Origin of the sequence: Pseudomonas sp. B111, assembly GCF_026428275.1 — a bacterium.
Lineage (GTDB): Bacteria > Pseudomonadota > Gammaproteobacteria > Pseudomonadales > Pseudomonadaceae > Pseudomonas > Pseudomonas aeruginosa.
Map to the genome: position 1 here is coordinate 2,877,217 of NZ_CP097857.1, position 18,605 is coordinate 2,895,821.

Here is an 18,605-nt window from a genome sequence, read left to right on the forward strand (position 1 = left end):
TTTCCTGGACATGCCGCAGAGCATCCGCCACCTGATCGCCCTCCCCGAACTCCGTTCACGCCTGCTGAGCGGAGCCGGCGGCCTCGACCGCCCGGTTCGCTGGGCGCATGTCTGCGAACTCGACGACCCCACCGAATGGCTCGGCGAGGGTGACCTGCTGATGACCACCGGGCTGGGCATACCGAGCGAGGCCGAGCGGCAACGGCGTTACGTCCGAAGACTGGCCGAGGCCGGCCTGGCAGGCATGATGATCGGCGAGAACATGGAAGCCCCGAGCGACCTCGATGCCCTGCGCGAGACGGCCGAGGCCCTGGGCTTCCCGTTGATTCTCACCCACTACGGCGTCCCTTTCGCCGCCGTGACCCGGGCCATCGTCGATGCGGGGCAGAAAGACGAATACGAGCGCCGCAACGCCCTGGCCCGGATATACGAAAGCGCCCGATTGAGCATGCAGGGACTGGGCCTGCCGGCGCTGCTGCAACGCCTCGGCAAGGACGTGCGGAGCAGCCTCTACCTCATCGTTCCCGACACCCTGGCGGCCTGGCAGCCAGGCCTGCCAGGGCTGCCCGCGGAGTTGGCCGACGCGCTGCGCAACCGCCGTCGCGAGCAGGCGGAGCCGCAGCCAATGGTCCTTCGCCATCCGCTCGCGGAAGGCGAAGCGCTCAGCATCGGCATTCCTTCCGACCGGAACTGCCTGCTGATAGCCCTGGGCGAGCGGCTGCCGGACTACAGTCTCCTGCACCACCTGACGGCAGTGCTCGGCATAGAGATCGAACGGCTGCGCGTCGAAAGCGAACGCCACCTGCGCCTGGGTTCGGAATTGCTCGACGACCTGCTGCAACGACGGCTATACCGGGAACAAGCCGAGGAGCGGCTGGAGGAACTGCTGCCCGGGCTCGATCTCGACGATGCAGTCGTTTCCGTGGCAAGTTCCGAGGGGCTCGCGACCGACCCTATCGGTCTTTTCCGGGGCCACGACTCACGCCTGCTGGTTCGCGCGCAAGGCCAGGAAATCATCCTGCTGCACCAGGCCGGCCTCGCCTCGACGCTGCAGGAAGCCCTGGACAGCTCGCTGGGCGTGAGCGCCCCGCTCCGTCGTGCCGAACGTTGCGCCGAGGCCTTGCGCGAAGCGCGCCTGGCCCTGGCCCACAGCCATTCCCGGCGGCCATTGTGTCGCTACGCGGAACTGGACGACGAGGCGCCTTGGCTACCCAGAAGCCTCGCCGAGGCCGAGCGGGCGTTCCGCCTGGTCCTCGGCGCCCTCCACGACTATGACGCGGCCAATGGCTCCGCACTGCTATACACGCTGCAGGTCTTTCTCGAGGAAAACAGGTCCTGGTTGAACGCCGCGCAGCGGCTACACATACACAAGCAGAGCCTGGTCTACCGGATACGCCGCATCGAGGAAATCAGCGGTCGCTCGCTGGACAGCACCGCCGATGTGGCGACCCTCTGGTTCGCCTTGCAGGCAACCCGGCTGTCGCCGGAAGCGAGGGGCAGGACGGCGAAGAGCAGCCTCCTGGAGCAGTCCGCGCACCATGGCGGCGACATGGACTGACGGCGGAGCCCGATACCTGGCGCTTGCAGGGCGACGCCGCCGCCAACAGGCGCGGCCAGGAACGGTTGCCCGGCAGGGGCGTGGCCTGTGGATGCCGGACCACGGTGCATCGCAGCGAGCGCCGTTGCGAATGCATTAATCCCCCTTGCTAGCTAGCCACCCCGCCGCTGGAGCGGCGCGGCCCGCGCTTCTAGGCTCGAACGGTAAGACGGAAGCCCATCGGCGCGGCGCAAAGGAGGCCTGCGATGCGTAAGGGAATCGACGCTGTATCCGCCCCGCTACCCACCCTGTTCGTATCTCCGCCGGCGGTCTTCACCGCCTCCCTCGAGCGACTTCCCCCACGCGCTCGGCAGGCCCCCGCCGCCCAGCGCCCGCCGGGGTCGCCCGGCATTCCCGGCAGCGCCCGGTTGCAGACTGGCGCCACCACGTCCCACTGACGTCCCAACGCCGACGGCCATGCCGTCGCAAGCGCTTCATCCCCCGCGATCCGCCCGTCGCGCTCGTCCCCATCGGGACCAACCGGGCCGCCCCCGGCCCGCTCCTTCGAACCTGCGTGGAGTCCATCCCATGAACGGAAGCAGATCCACCTTTCTCTACCTTCTCGCCGCCGCCGGCCTGGCGCTGACACCCGCGGCCCAGGCCGACCGGGGCAACGACGTGGTCGCCCGGCTCAACCAGTTGTACAACGACACCCGCCAGGATTGCGGCGGACCGTCGAAGCCGGCATTCCTCTGTTCCGGCGTGCTGTTCCGCGCCACCTGGCCTTCGACCGACTACATGTTCTACAGCATCAGTCCGAAGAGCCAGAAAAGCGGCGGCGTCTCCGCCTCCTACCTGCGCAAGGACGCCAAGTACCGCAAGCTCGCCTATGGCCTGAAGAGTGGCTTCATCTTCGACACCATCTTCGGTAATCCGAAGGACCACCAGGACTATGCGGTGCTCTGTTCCTTCCCCATCGACGCCGCCACCGACGACCGCGCCCAGCAGGGTTGCACCGATTCGCGGCGCACGCCGAACAGCGTCGAGAAGTCCTGCCAGGACATCAACGTCAGCACCGCCGAGCAGTGGGCGGCGAACTACCGGCAGAACCGCGGCGACCATTCGCGGCAGTGCTCCTTCGACGTCCGCGACGAGCGCAATACCGCCGCCGGCCCGGCCTTCTACCAGAGCATCCGGGCGATGGCGCAGATCGCCGACGAATCCTTCACCACCCAGAACGAACTGCGCCTGGCCAAGTGGGAGGAAAACCCGCCGAAGTCGCCGTCGATCCTCGCCGCGTTCTACACCGAGGACGCCGGCCTGGAGGGCGCTCGGCTCAACCAGATCCAGTGGTACCAGTCGGTCCAGGCATTCCTCCCGATCATCAACATGCGACTGCCGCAGACCCGCCAGCAGGACGCGCAGTTCGCCTACGACGGGCGTAAGCAGGCGATCTACCCGACCAGCGAGAAGAATGCCTGCGAGCGCTATGTGGAAAGCGCCACCTGGGTGGAGCGCGACGATCCGGGCTTCAGGAAGAAGATCATGACCCTGGAAGTGGTACCGACCGATTGCGGGCGCAAGATCCAGGACAACCAGACCAACAATTTCTTCAACGAGCTGGTGGTCGACCACTACCTGGACAGCGAATGGAAGGACAACCCGGACAACCGCGACAGCAATATCGGCAGCATGCGCCGACAACTGGTCTGCCACTTCAACGTCGCCCGCAACAAGCCCGAGTGGAACCTGGAACCCTCGCGGCCGTACACTTCCAACGAGGACTCCATCGCCAAGGGCTGCAATAACACCTGAGGCCGCTCCGCGGGGGCGCTACGGCGTCCCCTGCGAACAGCGATATGGCCTTTTGATATCACACGCTCTACCATGCCGTCTTTCCAAGCCGCCAGGGAACGAACGCATGGCTTTCGATGCCGCCCGCTATGTCCACCGCTACTACGCCAACCTGGCGCCCGCCCCGGGCAACGAATACCCGCGCCTGAGGGCCTGGGAGTACCTCTGGGAGTATGTCTGGGACCCCAGTCGCAGCTGGGACGACCTGACCGCCCCCGAACAGCTCGACACCACCGCCCTGCACCTGGGTTTCTACCTGGCCAACTGGGGCATGTTCCGTGGCTCCTCGGGACTGCTGCAGAACAGCAACCTGGACCTGATGAAAGCGCTGGCCCGGCAGCTCTTCAGCGGTGCCGGAGCGGAACTCTTCGAGCTGTCCCTGGTGGATTTCGCCGGCAACGGCGCGCGCCTGGCGCACAACCGCAAGCTGCTGGAAACGGTACTCGGGTCGATGGACGCCCTCAGCAGTCGGGTGAGCTGGACCGACACCCTGAAGAGCAAGATCCTCCTCGGCGTCTGGGGCGAGTTTCCCGCCCTCGACCGCCACTACGTGGCCGCCTGTCGCGCGCTGTATCCACGCCGGGGCCTGACGAGCGTCAATGGCGGGACCCTCACCGCGCTGCACCGCCTGATCGGCGAAGAAAGGCTGTCGTTCCCGCGCCTGGAGACCGCCCGCAAGGGGCTCCTCTATCCCACCGGACGCCTGGCCGACATGGCTTTCTTCCAGTACGGCCTGGAAAACGCCTGAGGCGCTGCGCCGCCGATCCGGGGGACTTGTAGGCATGCCCTCGCTGTAAGTAGTATGAGACTCATTCTCAATTACAACAGCGATCCCCTCCATGCCGCCGGCCGACGCCTCCCTGCACGACGCTGTGAGCCATCTCTACCAGGACCACCATGGCTGGCTGCAAGGCTGGTTGCGGCGACGCCTGGGCTGCGCGGAAAACGCCGCCGACCTGGCCCAGGACACCTTCGCCCGCCTGCTCGCCTCGCGCCGGGTACTGGATGCGCGCGAACCGCGCGCCTACCTGACCACCGTCGCCAAGGGGCTGATGATCAACTGGTTCCAGCGCCAGTCGCTGGAGCGCGCCTACCTCGATGCCCTGGCCAACCTCCCGGAAGACCTCGCGCCGCCGCCGGAACAGCGGTTGATGGTGCTGGAAACCCTGCATGAAGTAGACGCCCTGCTCGGCAGCCTGCCGGACAGGGTCCGCCAGGCGTTTCTCCTGGCGCAGATCGAAGGCCTGAAGTACGAAGCCATCGCCGAGCGCCTGGGCGTGTCCCTGGGCTCGGTCAAGCGCTACATGCAGCAGGCCTTCCGCCAGTGCCTGGAGCTGATGGAATGAGTTCCGCGGGCGAAGGCCGGATTCCCTCGCCGATCCTCGACGAGGCCGCCGAGTGGCTGGTGCGCCTGCAGGACAGCGGCTGCACCGACGACACGCGCCAGGCCTGCGCCCAGTGGCGGCAGCGCAGCCCGCAGCACGCCCATGCCTGGGAGCGCGCCGAGCGCCTGCTGCAATGCCTCGGCCGACTGCCGCCGGCGCTGGCCCTGCCGACCCTCGGCCGCGAGCGCGGGCTGGACCGGCGGCGCGCGATCAAGCACCTCGCCCTGGTCCTCGGCGGCGCCTCGCTGGGGCTCGCCACCTGGCAGGCCGAGCCGTTGCGCGACTGGCTGGCCGACCAGCGCACCGGCGTCGGCGAACAGCGCCGCCTGACCCTGCCCGACGGCAGCCTGCTGACCCTGAACACCGACAGCGCCGTGGACCTGGCCTTCGACGCCAGCCAGCGGCTGGTACGCCTGCTGCGCGGCGAGATCTTCGTCGATAGCCGCGCCGACCCGCGTCCGTTCCGCGTCGCCACCGCCGAAGCGCGACTGCATGCCGGCGCCGCCCGCTTCAACGTACGCCAGGAGATGGCCGCGACCCGGGTCGCGGTACTCGCCGGGCGGGTCGAACTGAGCCCGCTCCACGGACGCGGACGCTGGCTGGAAAGCGGCGAGTCGGTGCGCCTGGGCACCGACGGCGAAGCGCGCCGGCTGGCCTTCGACGGCCTGCCGGACGCCTGGACCCGCGGCATGCTGATGGCCGACCGGATGCCGCTGGCCGAGGTGCTCGCCGAACTCGCCCGCTATCGTCGCGGCGTACTGCGCTGCGACCCGCAACTGGCCAGGCTGGCGGTGTCGGGCGCCTATCCGCTGCTGGACCTGCGGCGCACGCTGGGCATGCTGCAGGCCACCTATCCGCTGAAGGTGCGCGGGGTGACCGACTACTGGATCAGCCTGGTGCCGGCGTGACGGCGCGGCCGCCATCCCCGTGGCAAGCGCCCCTCGCGTCCACCCCGGCAGGCCGTCCGCCGCTGCGCCGGAACAGGCGTTGCCATCGACATACCGTGCTCCGCAGAAAAATAACCGCTTCGACCTGAGACCTTTTTCCTTCTCGGCTGGCAAGTAGAGGAATCCGCCCCGACCCAAGGTCCGCAGAGACCACGAGGAACCCTGTACATGCCCGTACGCACGCTTCGCCCCCGTTCGCTGTCCCTGGCCATCCACGCCGCCGCCATGACCCTCGCCCTCGCCGGAGCGGCCCCCGCCCTGCTTGCCGCCGAGGCGCCCGCCGCCAGCTCGGCGCGCAGCTATGACATCACCCCCGGCCCGCTCGGTCGCACCCTGTCGGCCTTCGCCAGCGACAACGGGGTGTCCCTGGCGTTCGACCCGGCGCTCACCGAGGGTCGCCGCAGCGCCGCCCTGCGCGGCCGCTACGCGCCGCTCGAGGCGCTGCACCGCCTGCTGCTGGGCAGCGGCCTGGAGTTGCAGCAGCGCAGCGATGGCAGCTACACCCTGGTGCCGGCAGCCACCGATGGCGCGCTGGAACTGCAATCCTCGCTGATCACCGCCCAGGCCGCCGGTGCCGAGACCCTGCCCGCCGAGTACGCCGGCGGCCAGGTGGCCCGTGGCGCGCGCCTGGGCATGCTGGGCAACGCCGACGTGATGGATGCGCCATTCAGCATCACCAGCTACACCGCCAGGACCATTGAGCAGCAGCAGGCGCGCAGCGTCGCCGACCTGCTACAGGCCAACGATCCGTCGGTGCGGGTGGTCGGCGGGCGCGGCGACCTGGTGGACAGCTACACGATTCGCGGCTTCAGCGTGCAGAACGCCGACGTCGCCTTCAACGGCCTCTATGGCCTGCTGCCGTTCTGGCGGGTACCGATCGAATTCGCCGAGCGCGTGGAAGTGCTCAAGGGACCGAACGCCCTGCTCGGCGGGATTTCCCCCGGCGGCAGCGTCGGCGGCACCATCAACCTGGTGCCCAAGCGCGCCGACGACCAGCCGCTGACCCGCGTCAGCGTCGACTGGACCCAGCGCGGCCAGCTCGGCACTCACCTCGACATCGGCCGACGCTTTGGCGAGAACAACGCCTTCGGCGTGCGCTTCAACGGCGTCTACCGCAACGGCGATACCGCCGTCGACCATCAGAGCCGCGAGTTTCCCATGCTCTCCCTGGGCCTGGACTTCCGTGGCGAGCGCCTGCGCCTGTCCAGCGACCTGCTGTACCAGAAGGAAAGCCTGGAAGGCGTGGTGCGCCCGCTGCTGACCGGCCCGGGAACCACTCACATCCCCCACGCCCCGGACTCGAAGACACGCTTCGGCCTGCGCGATTCCTACCTGGACCAGGAGGATTACTCCATGGTCAACCGCGGCGAGTACGACCTCGCCGACAACCTGACGGCGTTCGCCAGCATCGGCGGTCGCCAGAGCAACTACGAAACCATCGCCGCCAACAGCATCCTCGTCGGCAACCAGGGCGATATCGTCAACAGCCTGGCACGCCAGCGCGGCGACCGCCGCACCTATTCCGCCGAGGTCGGCCTGCGCGGCAACTTCGACACCGGCCCGCTCCGCCACGACTGGACGCTCAGCGCCAACCGCCTGCACGAACGGCTGGGCATGGTCTATGCCTTCACCGGGATGCAGCCGGGCAACCTCTACCAGACCTCGCCGCATACGCCGCTGCCGGACTTCTCCAGCCTCGACGGGAGCATTCCGAAGACCAATGAAACCGACCTCGGCGGCGTGGCGCTGGCCGACAGGCTGTCGTTCCTCGAGGATCGCTTGCAGGTCACCCTGGGCGTGCGCCGCCAGCAGATCGAGTCGCGCAACTACGACCAGACCAGCGGCGCGCGCACCAGCCACGACAAGCGGCACGTGTGGACGCCGATGGCCAGCGTGCTGGTCAAGCCGCTGCAGGACCTGTCGCTGTACGCCAACTACATCCAGGGCCTCAGCCAGGGCGAGGCGGCGCCGATGACCGCGGCCAACGCCGGCCAGGTGCTGGCGCCATACAAGGCCGAGCAATACGAGATCGGCGCCAAGTACGACCTGGGCGGCTTCACCACCACCCTGGCGCTGTTCGAGATCAGGAAACCGAACGCCTATACCGACGCCAGCAACGTCTTCCGCGCCGACGGCGAGCAACGCAACCGCGGCGTGGAGCTGAGCCTCTATGGCGAACCCCTGGACGGCGTGCGGGTGATGGCCGGCGCCACCTACATCAAGCCCGAGCAGAACAAGACCGGCGACCCTGCCAGCGAAGGCAAGGACGCGCCCGGCGTGGCCCGTCGCCAGGCCAACCTGGGGGTCAGCTGGGACACCCCGTTCGTCGACGGACTGACCCTCGACAGCCGCTGGATCTACACCGGCTCGGCCTACGTGGACAGCGCCAACGCCCTCGCCGTGCCGCACTGGAACCGCGTCGACCTCGGCGCCGCCTACGCCTTCCAGGTCGCCGGCAAGCCGCTGGTGGCGCGCGCCAACCTGGAGAACGCGCTGGGCAAGGACTACTGGACCGCAGCCAACGGCTACCTGTCGATCAGCTCGCCGCGCACCCTTTCCCTTTCCCTCACGGCGGACTTCTGAGTCCGCCCCACCATAACCAGAAACCGCCGATGACCAGCCTATGACCGCGAAAACCCTGCGCACCTGGTACCTGGTGCACAAATGGACCAGCCTGATCTCCACGATCTTCCTGCTGATGCTTTGCCTCACCGGGTTGCCGCTGATCTTCCACGAGGAGATCGAGCACTACTTCGAGCCGCATCCGCAGCTCGAGCCGCTCACTGCCGAGTCGCCGCGCATCGACTACGACGACGTGATCGCCCGCGCCCTGGCCGCCCGGCCGGGCGAAGTGGTGCGCTTCCTGGTATTCGAAAAGGACGACCCGCTGGGCCTGGTGATCAGCGCGCCGAGCCTGGTACCGCCGCCGGAGAACGGCCACATGCAGCCGTTCGACGCGCGTACCGGGGAATTCTTCGACGCGCTGCCGCCGCCGGGCGGCTTCATGTACCTGATGCTGAAGCTGCACACCGACCTGTTCCTCGGCCTGCCCGGCTACCTGTTCCTCGGCCTGATGGGCCTGCTGCTGGTGGCCTCGCTGGTGTCCGGGGTGGTGGTATACACGCCGTTCATGCGCAAGCTGGACTTCGCCACGGTACGCGCCGAACGCAGCCGTCGCCTGAAGTGGCTGGACCTGCACAACCTGCTGGGCATCGTCACCCTGTCCTGGGTACTGGTGGTCGGCGTGACCGGGGTGATCAACACCCTGGCCCTGCCGATCCTGATGCTCTGGCAAGGCGGGCAGTTGGCGGAAATGACCGCGCCCTACAAGGACGCGCCGCCGCTACAGCGCCTCGGCTCGCTCGACGCGGCCCTGGCCACGGCACGCCGGGCGGCGCCGGACATGGAGGTCAGCTTCGTCGGCTTCCCCGGCACCCAGTTCAGCAGCCAGCATCACTATGCGGTGTTCATGCGCGGCAACACGCCGCTCACCGAGCGCCTGCTGAAGCCGGCACTGATCGACGCGCAGAGCGGCGAACTCACCGACATGCGCGAGATGCCGCTGTACGTGAAGACGCTCCTGCTGTCGCAGCCGCTGCACTTCGGCGACTACGGCGGCATGCCGCTGAAGATCGTCTGGGCGCTGCTCGACCTCGTCAGCATCGTCATCCTCGCCAGCGGTCTCTACCTCTGGCTCGGCCGACGCAAGACGCCATTGGAGAAGCGCCTGGCGGAACTGCCGGACGGCAGCCTGGCGACGGAGGGCAAGGCATGAGGCGCGGTCTCTGGATGATCTTCCGCTGGCCCCTGCTGCTGGCCCTGCTCGGCCTCTTCGGGCTGCTCTCGGCGCTGCTCGGCGACGGCCTCTACGACCTGCTCTCCTGGCTCGCCCTGGGCACTCCGCTGGTGCTGGTCGGCTGGGTCTGGCTGCGCCTGCCGCGAACCCGAAGGAATCCCTGAGATGACCACCCCGCCGCCCTCCGCCAACACCCTGGACCTGCGTCCGCTGATGTTCGAGACCTTCGTCTGCACCCTCGCGGTGATGTCCTTCGTCGCCCTGGTCGGCCCGCTCGCCCGCAAGCTCGGCCTGGCGCCCTGGCAGGCCGGCGCCGCGGTGACCGTCGGCGGCATCGCCTGGATGCTCGCGGCGCGGCCCTGGGGCATCGCCAGCGACCGGCATGGGCGACGGCGGATACTGCTCGGCGGGCTGGCCGGCTTCGCCCTCTCCTACGCCTCGCTCTGCCTGTTCATCGTGCTCGCCTTGCACTGGACGTTGCCGACCCTGCTCGCCTTCGCCGGTATCGTTCTCCTGCGCGGCCTCGCCGGCGGTTTCTACGCCGCGGTGCCAGCCTGCACGGCGGCACTGGTGGCCGATCACGTCGAGGCGCAACGACGCGCCGCGGCGCTGGCCGGACTCGGCGCGGCCAGCGCGATAGGCATGGTGATCGGGCCGGGGCTGGCCGGACTGCTGGCGACTCACGGGTTGGTCCTGCCGTTGCTGGTCACCGGCGCGCTGCCCCTGGTCGCCCTGCTGGCGCTCTGGCGCTGGCTGCCGCGCGAGGAGCGTCGCCAGCCGAACCGCGGCGCCGCCCTGGCGATCGGCGACCGCCGCCTGCGGCGGCCGCTGGCGGTGGGCTTCGTGGCGATGTTCAGCGTCACCGTGGCGCAGATCACCGTGGGCTTCTTCGCCCTCGACCGGCTGCGCCTGGATTCCGCCGACGCCGCGCGGGTGGCCGGCATCGCCCTGACCGCCGTGGGCGTCGCGCTGATCCTGGCCCAGCTCCTGGTGCGCCGCCTGGACTGGCCACCGCCGCGACTGATCCGGGTCGGCGGGCTGGTCGCCGCCATCGGTTTCGCCGCCGTGTGCTTCGCCGACTCGCCGCCGCTGCTCTGGCTGGCCTTCTTCGTCGCCGCGGCGGGCATGGGTTGGGTGTTCCCGGCAGTCTCGGCGCTCAACGCCAATGCCGTGCGCGCCGAGGAACAGGGTGCCGCCGCCGGCACCCTGGTGGCCGTACATGGCTTCGGCCTGATCAGCGGGCCGCTGCTCGGCGCGCTGCTCCACCAATTGGACAGCCGCGCCCCCTACGCGCTGGTCGGTCTGCTGCTGGCGCTGGCGGCGTTCTGGCCGAGCCAACCGACGCGCCCCGTGGAAACGAGGAGCGAAGCACCATGACCGCTGTCGACCTGCTGCTGGTCGCGACCCTGCTGGCGGCCCTGCTCGCCTGGTGGATACCCGCCCTGCCCGGCCGCCGTGGCCTGCTGGCGCTCGCCTCGACGCTGGCGCTCGGCGCCGGCCTGTACGCTGCATGGGACGACCGCTGGCAAGCCGGCGTCGGCGCCTTCGCCGGTTTCTCCCTGCTGCTCGGCGCCTGCCTGCGCCGGAAGCCCGTGCGCGGCCTGCCGTTCCGGACCGGTTCGCTATACGGCCTGCTGGTGCTGCTGGCAATCGCCGCGCTGTACCTGTTCCCGGTCGCGCCGCTGCCGGCGCCGAGCGGCCCCTATGCGGTCGGCGTGCGCGATTTCGAACTGGACGACCCCAGCCGACCCGGCCTGCTCGGCGCCCCGGCCGGACAACCGCGGCGCCTGCTGGTACGCGCCTGGTACCCGGCACGCCCGATCGCCGGCGCCGCGCCGCGTCACTATTTCGACCCAGGCGAGGCACGCAGCACCGCGCGAGGCTTCGGTGAAATACTCGGCTTTCCGCCGTTGCTCACCTACCTCAAGCACCTGCGCACCAATTCCTATCCGGACGCCCCGCTGCGCGACGATTCCGCTCGCCTGCCGGTGGTGTTCTACAGCCATGGCTACAGCGCCTTCGCCGGCGGCAACTGGACCCTGATGGAAGAACTGGCCAGCCACGGCTACGCGGTCTACGCCATCCAGCACAGCGGCGACGCGTCGCCGACCCGCCTGCCCGACGGCACGCTGCTGCCCATGGACCCCGGGCTGGTCGAACACCTGCGCCGGGCCGCCCACGACGGCTTGCCGCAGGCCATGCGCCAGGGCTATGTCAGCGACGATCTCGACCAGCGCCTCGACGGCCAGTTGCACACCGCCCTCGACCTGCCCGCCCCGGCCAACCGCGCCGTCAACCTCAGCGCGCCGGTATGGCTGGCCGACCGCCTGTTCGTCCATGACCGCCTGCAGGCCGGCGAGGTCCCGGACAGGGTCGCCGACCTGGTGGCCGCCAGCGACTTCGCGCACACCGGCGAGATGGGCATGTCCTTCGGCGGCTCGACCACCGGCGCGGTCTGCATGGTCGACCGACGCTGCGCGGCGGCCGTCAACCTCGACGGCGGCGACTTCGACTTCGCGCCCTTCGATAGCGATTTCCCGGCGCCGCTGCTGATGCTGCACGCCGACCTTGGCAACTTCTACCGGCTGTTCGGCATCGAAGCGCCGGCCCGCCCGAGAAGCTTCAACGACTTTTCCTACGAACGCTTCGAGCACGCCGGCCAGCGCCAGGACATTCATCGCCTGGTACTGCGCGATTCGGCCCATGCCGGGCTTACCGACAATCCGCTGTTCATCCGCCGGCCGCTGCGCGACGGGCTGCTCGGCTCGGCACCGACGGAAGTCCTCATCCAGGCTCCCAATGCCCTGGTGCTGGGTTTCTTCGATCACTACCTGCGCGGCCGCGCCAACGACTTTCCGCAAGCGCAGATGGCGCGCTTCCCCGCCTGGCTGACGCGCTACGACAACTCGGCGGTGCGCGACTGGTGGCTGGCCAAGCCGGAAGCCCAGCGCCTGGCGCTGCGACAACGCATCGACGAAATGAAACGGCGCAAGACCGGGCTGGATCTTCCCTGACGACGGGTTACAGTGGGCGCCCCATCTGCGGAGCGCCGCCCCATGCATATCCCGCCCGAGCTGATCATCCACCAGACCCGCCACTGGACGCTGAACCAGCGGATCGACTCGGCCCTGCCCGGCTACTGCATGCTCGGCTCGCGGCAACCGGCGACGGCCTTCCACCAATTGCCGGAACAAGCCCTCGCCGAATTCGGGCCGCTGCTGGCCAGGGTCGAGCGCGAAATGGACGCGCTGCTGCGGCCGCGACGCATCTATGTCGGCCGCTACGGCCACATGCCCGGCCTGCCGGTGCATTTCCACCTGATTCCACTGTACGACTGGGTCGAGGAACTGTTCTGGGAGGACGCGCGCTACCGGACGCTCCAGCAGTTCGGCGTGCCGACCGCCGAACCCCTTACCGATGGCGCCGAGCTGACCCTGTTCGTCTGGCGCGAATTCTGCGAACGCGCCGATCCACCGGCCGTGCGCGGCATGGATCGGCAACAGGCGATCGCCGGATTGCGCCGGGCATTCGGCTACGGCGTCCAACCCCGAACATCGCCTGGGCCGGACTCCGAGCCCGCGCAGGGCGCATGACCGCATGCGGTTATCCACCGTGAAACGGATGGGTTCCAAGGCCGTGAGGGATGAATACCCGCCATGAAACGGGTGGGCTTCGAGGCCGCGTAGGGCGAATAACCGCTTGCGGTTATCCGCCATGAAACGTCGGCGCAGCGGCGGATAACGCCGGTGGCGTTATTCGCCCTACGGCCCGACTACGGGGCCGCGGGACGCATATCCGCCGTGAAACGTCGGCGCAGCGGTGTCGTCACGGTTGCAGGTAGCGGTGCTTCCAGCCTCCTTCGTCGCGGTCGTAGCGCAGGCGCTCGTGCAGCCGCTCGGTGCCGTTGCCCCAGAACTCCACCGACTCCAGGCACAGTTCGAACAGGCAGTAGCCCGGCGGGCGCGGCAGCGGGCCGTCGGTTTCCGCCAGGCGCCGGGCTTCGGCGCGCAGGGCGTGGATGTCGGCGAGGGTTTCGCTCTGCCGCGAGGCGATCGACATCGGGTGGGTCTGGTACGGGCGGCTCAGCCACTGGGCGTCGGCACGCTCGTCGGGCAGGCGTTCGGCGCGGCCGTTGAGGATGATCTGCTGGCTGCTCTCGCGCCAGTACAGCACCCCCGAGGCCCAGGGGTTCTGCGCCAGTTCGCGGCCCTTCTGGCTATCGGCGTGGGTGGCGAACACCACCCCGCGCTCGCCGAGTTCGGCGATCACCACGATCCGCGTCGACGGCCGGCCCTGCCCGTCGACCGTGGCCAGGGCCAGTGCCCGCGGCTCGCGCACGCCATAGCGGCGGGCGCGTTCCAGCCAGTTGCGCAGCACCTCCATGGGGTTCGCCGGCGGCGCCTCGAACTCCGGGAAAGGGGCTTCGATGGTCCCGGTGAGGGACTCGGAAATGTTCGCGTTGACGCCCATCATGGCGTTCCTCCGTTCTGCCCGTTCACAGGTAGGCCCGGCCTTCGGCGAAGGCCGCGCCGTTGCCCGACACTTCCACCGCCGAGACCCGCTCGCCGGCGCCCTCGGCGCGGGCGTACATGCGCGACGGCCGGCCGATCTCGACGCCCTGGAGGATCTCGATCTGCTGCCCGTAGGGGATCTGCCGGTGGCGCGCCAGGTGGATCGCCAGCGGCCCGGCGGCGGAACCGGTGGCGGCGTCCTCGACCACGCCGTAGGCCGGCGAGAACATGCGGCTGCGCCAGTGCCGCCCGGCGCCGGCGAAGCAGTTCACCGCCAAGTCCGGGAAGTCGCACAGCGCGCGGTGGTCGGGGTGCAGCGCGGACAGCGCGGCGACGCTCTCCAGACCGACGAAGACGTGGCGCGGGCCGTTGCGGTAGACCTCGATGGGAAAGGTCGAGCCCTTCAGGCCGAGGGCGGCGAGCAGCTCGGCCGGTCGGCTGAAGTGCTCCCAGGTGGGGATCGGCTGCTGCATGCTGCAGGCCACCACCTTGCCGTCCTGGCGCTCCAGGGCGAAGGGCACGGTGCCCATCCTGGTCTCCAGGAACAGCCTGTCCTTGTCGGTCTCGGCGCCCAGGGCGATGGCGGTGCCCAGCAGCGGGTGGCCGGCGAACGGCAGTTCGTTGACCGGGGTGAAGATGCGGATGCGCGCGTCGCCGTCCTGTTGCGGGCGGAGCACGAAGGTACTCTCCGACAGGTTCATCTCCCGCGCCATGCGCTGCATGCGCTCGCCGCTGAGGTCGTCGCAGTCGAAGAACACCGCCACCGGGTTGCCTTGCAGCGGTTCGCTGGCGAAGGCGTCTATCACGACATATCTGTGCATGGGCTCTCCTGGCTCAGGGCCGCCGCTCGACCAGCGCGTGGCGCAGCAGGTCGGCGATGATGCGCGGACCCTCGCGGGTCAGCACCGATTCGGGGTGGAATTGCATGGAGGCGAAGCGCGGCCCGCGCAGGGCATGGACCTCGCCGGTCTCGCGGTCGCGGCTGATCTCGATCGGGCCGACCTCGGGGATCTCGATGCGGTCCTGCAGGGCGCGCGCGGCGAAGGTGTTGTAGAAGCCGACGCGCTCGGCGGCGCCGAACAGGTCGATCTGTTTCTGCACGCCCTGGTTGGGCTCCTGCCGGCGTTGCAGGTCCAGGCCCAGGCACAGGCTCAGCACCTGGTGGCTCAGGCACACGGCGAGGAACGGCCGGCGCTCGCTGAGCAGCGAACGGATGGCCAGGTGCAGGTGGCCGATCTTCGGCTGGCCGATCTCGGTGGGGTTGCCCGGGCCGGGGCCCATGATCACCAGGTCGTAGCCGTCGAACGAGTACGGCTCCTGGAAGCCGCGCACGGTCACCGTCAGGCCCAGCGACTTGAGCTGCTTGGCGATCATCGAGGTGAAGGTGTCCTCGGCATCGACGATCAGCACCTCGCGTCCGGACAGGTCGGCCTGCAACTGCTGGCGCTCGCTGGCGCCGCGCAGCCAGAAGTCGGCGATCGGCGCGTTGCGGCTGGCCAGCGCCGCCACCACGTGCGGGTGCGAGCCCAGGCGCTGCGGCGCCTGGCTCTTCAGCGCGGCGATCAGCCCGGAAGCCTTGGCCCGGCTTTCCGCTGCCTCGCCCAGGGGATCGGAGTGACGCACGATGGTCGAGCCGACGCCGATGCGCAGGCGGCCGTCGCTCTCGATCTCGGCGGTGCGGATCAGGATCGCCGAGTCCAGCGTGCGCCCGCCCTGGCCGTCGCCGCCGATCAGCGCCGCCACCCCGCTGTAGTAGCCGCGACCCTGCGGCTCGTAGCGGCGGATCACCCGGCAGGCGCTTTCCAGCGGGCTGCCGGTGACGGTCGGGGCGAACAGCGTCTCGCGCAGCACCTCGCGCACGTCGCGGTTGGTCTGGCCCTCGATGAAGTACTCGGTGTGCGCCAGGTGCGCCATCTCCTTGAGGTAGGGACCGAGCACCCGGCCGCCGTCCTCGCAGATCCGCGCCATCATCTTCAGCTCCTCGTCCACCACCATGTACAGCTCGTCGGCTTCCTTGCGGTTGTCGAGGAATTCCATGACCTCGGCCAGGTTCGGCCCGGCCGGCGGGTAGCGGTAGGTGCCGCTGATCGGGTTCATCACCGCCAGGCCGTCGCGCACGCTGATGTGTCGCTCGGGCGAGGCGCCGACCAGGGTGCGTTCGCCGGTGTGGACGATGAAGGTCCAGTAGGCGCCCTTCTCGCGCAGCAGCAACTGGCGGAAGAAACTCAGCGCGCTGGCCATGGCGTAGCCGTCGATGCGCGCCTGGAAGCGCCGCTTGATCACGAAGTTGGCGCCTTCGCCGCGACCGATCTCGTCGGCGATGACCCGCCCGACCACTTCGGCGTAGGCCTCGTCGTCGAGGTCGAAACCTTCCTCGCTCAGTTCCAGCGCCTGGTTCGGCAGCAGCGCCAGGGCCTGCTCCAGCGGCAGCAGTTCCTGCTCCAGGACCTTCAGCGCCAGCAGCGGCGTGCCGTCGTCGAGCGCCTCGAAGCCGCGCTCGGCGATCTGCCGGTAGGGAATCAGCGCCAGCAGGTCATGGCGCGGCAGGCCCGGGCCGGGCTCGTCCAGCGGCAGGTCGGCCAGGCCGTGCAGTTCGAGCGTCTCGCCGCGAATCACGTCGAGCAGGCCCGGGCCATTGCTTTCCGGGCGGTAGAGCAAGGCGAACGGCGCCGGCCGTTCGAGCAGGCGCTGCAACAGCGATGTGGGCAGGGCGTTCATTCCAGCACCTCGTCGGTGGTGACCACCATCGCGCAGCGGCTGGCGGCGTATTCCAGGGCCATGCGGTGGTGCGCCTCGCTGAAGTCGGCGATGGCGTCGGCCACCAGGAACGGCTGGATGTCGTTGGAGTAGGCGTCGACCGTGGAGATCAGCACCCCGACGTGGGCGTATACGCCGCACAGCACCAACTGGTCGCGGCCGGCGGCGCGCATCCGCTGGAGCAGGTCGGAGTGGAAGAAGGCGCTGTAGCGCCACTTGGTCAGCAGCCAGTCGTCCGGCCCCGGCGCCAGCTCCTCGACCACCTCGCGGTCGGCCGGACTGGCGCGCATGCCCGGCCCCCAGAAGTCCTTGAGCAGGCCGCGCTGCTCCTCGGTCATGCTGCCCGGCTGGGCGGTGTAGGCGATCTGCACGCCCTGCTCGACGCACCAGCGGCGCAGCCGCGCGGCGTTGGCCACCAGCCCGGCGCGCAGGCTCTCGGGCAGCGGGCGCAGGAAGTAGCGCTGCATGTCGTGCACCAGCAGCACCGCGCGCCGCGGCTCCAGGCTCCAGCGCGCCAGGTTGGCCGGCAGCTGCTGGGCGGTCGGCAAGGGATAGGCGGTGATTTCGGGAATGCCGCTCATGCCACGGTCTCCAGGGGGAAGGTTGCGCTCGGGATCGCTTCTGCGCCGGACCAGGCCATCACCGCGCTGAGCGCCTGCCAGGGGTTCAGCCGCGGATCGCAGAGGCTGGTGTAGTGCCGGCTGACCTGGTGCAGGCCGCTGGAATCGGCGACGCACTCGGTGACGTCGTCCGGGGTGGTCTCCAGGTGCAGCCCGGCGGCCACGCCGCCGGAGCCGGACACCGCCAGGCGGAACGCCGCCACCTCCTCGGCGATGCTGCGCACCAGGCGGGTCTTGTTGCCGCAGGGCGCGACGATGGTGTTGCCGTGCATCGGGTCGCTCAGCCAGATCACCGGGTGGCCGGCCGCGCGCACCGCTTCCACCAGCGGCGGCAGGCGCTCGCCGACCTTCTGCGCGCCCATCCGCGCGATCAGCGTCAGGCGCCCCGGCTCGCGGCGCGGGTCGAGGCGCTCGCAGAGCGCCAGCAACTGGTCGCGGCCGATCTCCGGACCGACCTTGCAGGCCACCGGGTTGAGCACCTCGGCCAGCAGCGCGACGTGGGCGCCGTCGACCTGGCGGGTGCGCTCGCCGATCCACGGCCAGTGGGTCGAACCGAGATAGACCCGGCGCTGTTCGTCCTCGCGCAGCATCGACAGCTCGTAGTCGAGCAGCAGCATCTCGTGGCTGGTCCAGACCGGCGAGGCATTCGCCTCCTGCCCGGACGCGGCGTCCCAGCCCAGGTGGCGCATGATGTTGCGCGCCGCCGCGTAGCCCTTGAGGATCCGCTGCGGGTCGGCCCGGCGCTGCTCGGCATGGGCCTCGCGGCCGTTGACCATGTCGCCGCGATAGACCGGCAGGGTCTGCTCGCCGACCTGCTCGTGCGGCTTGGAACGCGGCTTGGCGTACTGCCCGGCGATGCGCCCGACGCGGATCACCGGCCGCCGGCCGGCCAGGCGCAGGGCGCCGGCCAGCAGTTCCAGCACGGCGGCCTTGCGCGCCACGTTCTCGGCATGGTGGTCGTCCATGTCCTCGGCGCAGTCGCCGCACTGCACCACCAGCGCCTCGCCGCGGGCGACCCGCGCCAGGGTCGCGCGCAGGGCCAGGATGTCGCCGGCGCGGATCAGCGCCGGACTGCCGCGCAGGTACGCCTGCACGTCGCGCAGGCGCGACGGATCGCCCCATTCGGGTTGCTGCAGCGCTTCGCAGCGCCGTACGCGTTGCAATAGATCGTCCATAGTTCACCCCTTCCAGGATGGCC

The 18,605-nt window shown here is 69.6% G+C and carries 17 protein-coding genes; 12 read left to right on the forward strand and 5 right to left on the reverse strand.

What is annotated here, in order from left to right; all coding sequences use genetic code 11:
- Positions 1 to 10: 10 nt before the first annotated feature.
- The 12 genes from M6E97_RS13280 to M6E97_RS13335 all read left to right on the forward strand — a co-directional run bounded on the left by M6E97_RS13280 (position 11) and on the right by M6E97_RS13335 (position 13,112).
- Positions 11 to 1,558, forward strand: coding sequence for a PucR family transcriptional regulator (locus tag M6E97_RS13280; RefSeq protein ID WP_009315578.1), 1,548 nt, complete (start codon positions 11 to 13; stop codon positions 1,556 to 1,558).
- Positions 1,559 to 1,803: 245 nt separating this feature from the next.
- Positions 1,804 to 1,995: a hypothetical protein gene (locus M6E97_RS13285; RefSeq protein ID WP_023097729.1), complete on the forward strand. Its 192-nt coding sequence runs from the start codon at positions 1,804 to 1,806 to the stop codon at positions 1,993 to 1,995.
- A gap of 130 nt (positions 1,996 to 2,125) precedes the next feature.
- Entirely contained in the window at positions 2,126 to 3,352 is a 1,227-nt protein-coding gene (locus M6E97_RS13290) for a DUF2599 domain-containing protein (protein WP_003112111.1), read from the forward strand.
- 106 nt (positions 3,353 to 3,458) lie between these two features.
- Positions 3,459 to 4,139: a hypothetical protein gene (locus M6E97_RS13295; protein ID WP_023097730.1), complete on the forward strand. Its 681-nt coding sequence runs from the start codon at positions 3,459 to 3,461 to the stop codon at positions 4,137 to 4,139.
- 91 nt (positions 4,140 to 4,230) lie between these two features.
- Positions 4,231 to 4,737 carry a sigma-70 family RNA polymerase sigma factor gene (locus M6E97_RS13300; protein WP_003088185.1) on the forward strand — a complete coding sequence of 169 codons (507 nt, stop codon included), beginning with the start codon at positions 4,231 to 4,233 and terminating at the stop codon, positions 4,735 to 4,737.
- Positions 4,734 to 5,684: a FecR domain-containing protein gene (locus tag M6E97_RS13305; RefSeq protein WP_023097731.1), complete on the forward strand. Its 951-nt coding sequence runs from the start codon at positions 4,734 to 4,736 to the stop codon at positions 5,682 to 5,684. The genes M6E97_RS13300 and M6E97_RS13305 overlap by 4 nt, the downstream gene beginning before the upstream one ends.
- Positions 5,685 to 5,891: 207 nt before the next feature.
- The gene (locus M6E97_RS13310) at positions 5,892 to 8,306 is read left to right on the forward strand and encodes a TonB-dependent receptor (protein ID WP_034005623.1); all 2,415 of its coding nucleotides are present in this window, start codon (positions 5,892 to 5,894) and stop codon (positions 8,304 to 8,306) included.
- 40 nt (positions 8,307 to 8,346) lie between these two features.
- Positions 8,347 to 9,498 (forward strand): PepSY-associated TM helix domain-containing protein, encoded by a 1,152-nt coding sequence (locus M6E97_RS13315; RefSeq protein ID WP_003088170.1) that lies wholly within the window; start codon positions 8,347 to 8,349, stop codon positions 9,496 to 9,498.
- Positions 9,495 to 9,683: a hypothetical protein gene (locus M6E97_RS13320; protein WP_003088166.1), complete on the forward strand. Its 189-nt coding sequence runs from the start codon at positions 9,495 to 9,497 to the stop codon at positions 9,681 to 9,683. Before M6E97_RS13315 ends, M6E97_RS13320 begins: the two co-directional genes overlap by 4 nt.
- A gap of 1 nt (position 9,684) precedes the next feature.
- The gene (locus tag M6E97_RS13325) at positions 9,685 to 10,896 is read left to right on the forward strand and encodes an MFS transporter (RefSeq protein ID WP_011666695.1); all 1,212 of its coding nucleotides are present in this window, start codon (positions 9,685 to 9,687) and stop codon (positions 10,894 to 10,896) included.
- A complete protein-coding gene (locus M6E97_RS13330; protein WP_034005624.1) occupies positions 10,893 to 12,533 on the forward strand; it encodes an alpha/beta hydrolase family protein in 1,641 nt (546 codons plus the stop codon). The genes M6E97_RS13325 and M6E97_RS13330 overlap by 4 nt, the downstream gene beginning before the upstream one ends.
- Positions 12,534 to 12,575: 42 nt before the next feature.
- A complete protein-coding gene (locus tag M6E97_RS13335) occupies positions 12,576 to 13,112 on the forward strand; it encodes an HIT family protein (RefSeq protein WP_034005626.1) in 537 nt (178 codons plus the stop codon).
- A 232-nt stretch (positions 13,113 to 13,344) separates the two neighbouring features.
- On the opposite strand, the gene phzG is transcribed toward M6E97_RS13335, so the two are convergent.
- From phzG to phzC, 5 genes are read right to left on the reverse strand one after another with little or no spacing between them, the layout of a single operon-like run.
- Positions 13,345 to 13,989, reverse strand: a complete 645-nt coding sequence (gene phzG, locus M6E97_RS13340; RefSeq protein WP_003112073.1) for a phenazine biosynthesis FMN-dependent oxidase PhzG — start codon at positions 13,987 to 13,989, stop codon at positions 13,345 to 13,347.
- Between the two features lie 25 nt (positions 13,990 to 14,014).
- On the reverse strand, positions 14,015 to 14,851 hold the full coding sequence (gene phzF, locus M6E97_RS13345) for a phenazine biosynthesis protein PhzF (RefSeq protein WP_003093628.1): 837 nt from the start codon (positions 14,849 to 14,851) through the stop codon (positions 14,015 to 14,017).
- Positions 14,852 to 14,864: 13 nt separating this feature from the next.
- Entirely contained in the window at positions 14,865 to 16,748 is a 1,884-nt protein-coding gene (gene phzE, locus M6E97_RS13350) for a phenazine biosynthesis protein PhzE (RefSeq protein ID WP_023097734.1), read from the reverse strand.
- Positions 16,745 to 17,368 carry a phenazine biosynthesis protein PhzD gene (phzD, locus tag M6E97_RS13355; protein ID WP_003093625.1) on the reverse strand — a complete coding sequence of 208 codons (624 nt, stop codon included), beginning with the start codon at positions 17,366 to 17,368 and terminating at the stop codon, positions 16,745 to 16,747. Before phzD ends, phzE begins: the two co-directional genes overlap by 4 nt.
- A complete protein-coding gene (phzC, locus tag M6E97_RS13360) occupies positions 17,365 to 18,582 on the reverse strand; it encodes a phenazine biosynthesis protein PhzC (RefSeq protein ID WP_003093621.1) in 1,218 nt (405 codons plus the stop codon). Before phzC ends, phzD begins: the two co-directional genes overlap by 4 nt.
- Between the last annotated feature and the right edge of the window lie 23 nt (positions 18,583 to 18,605).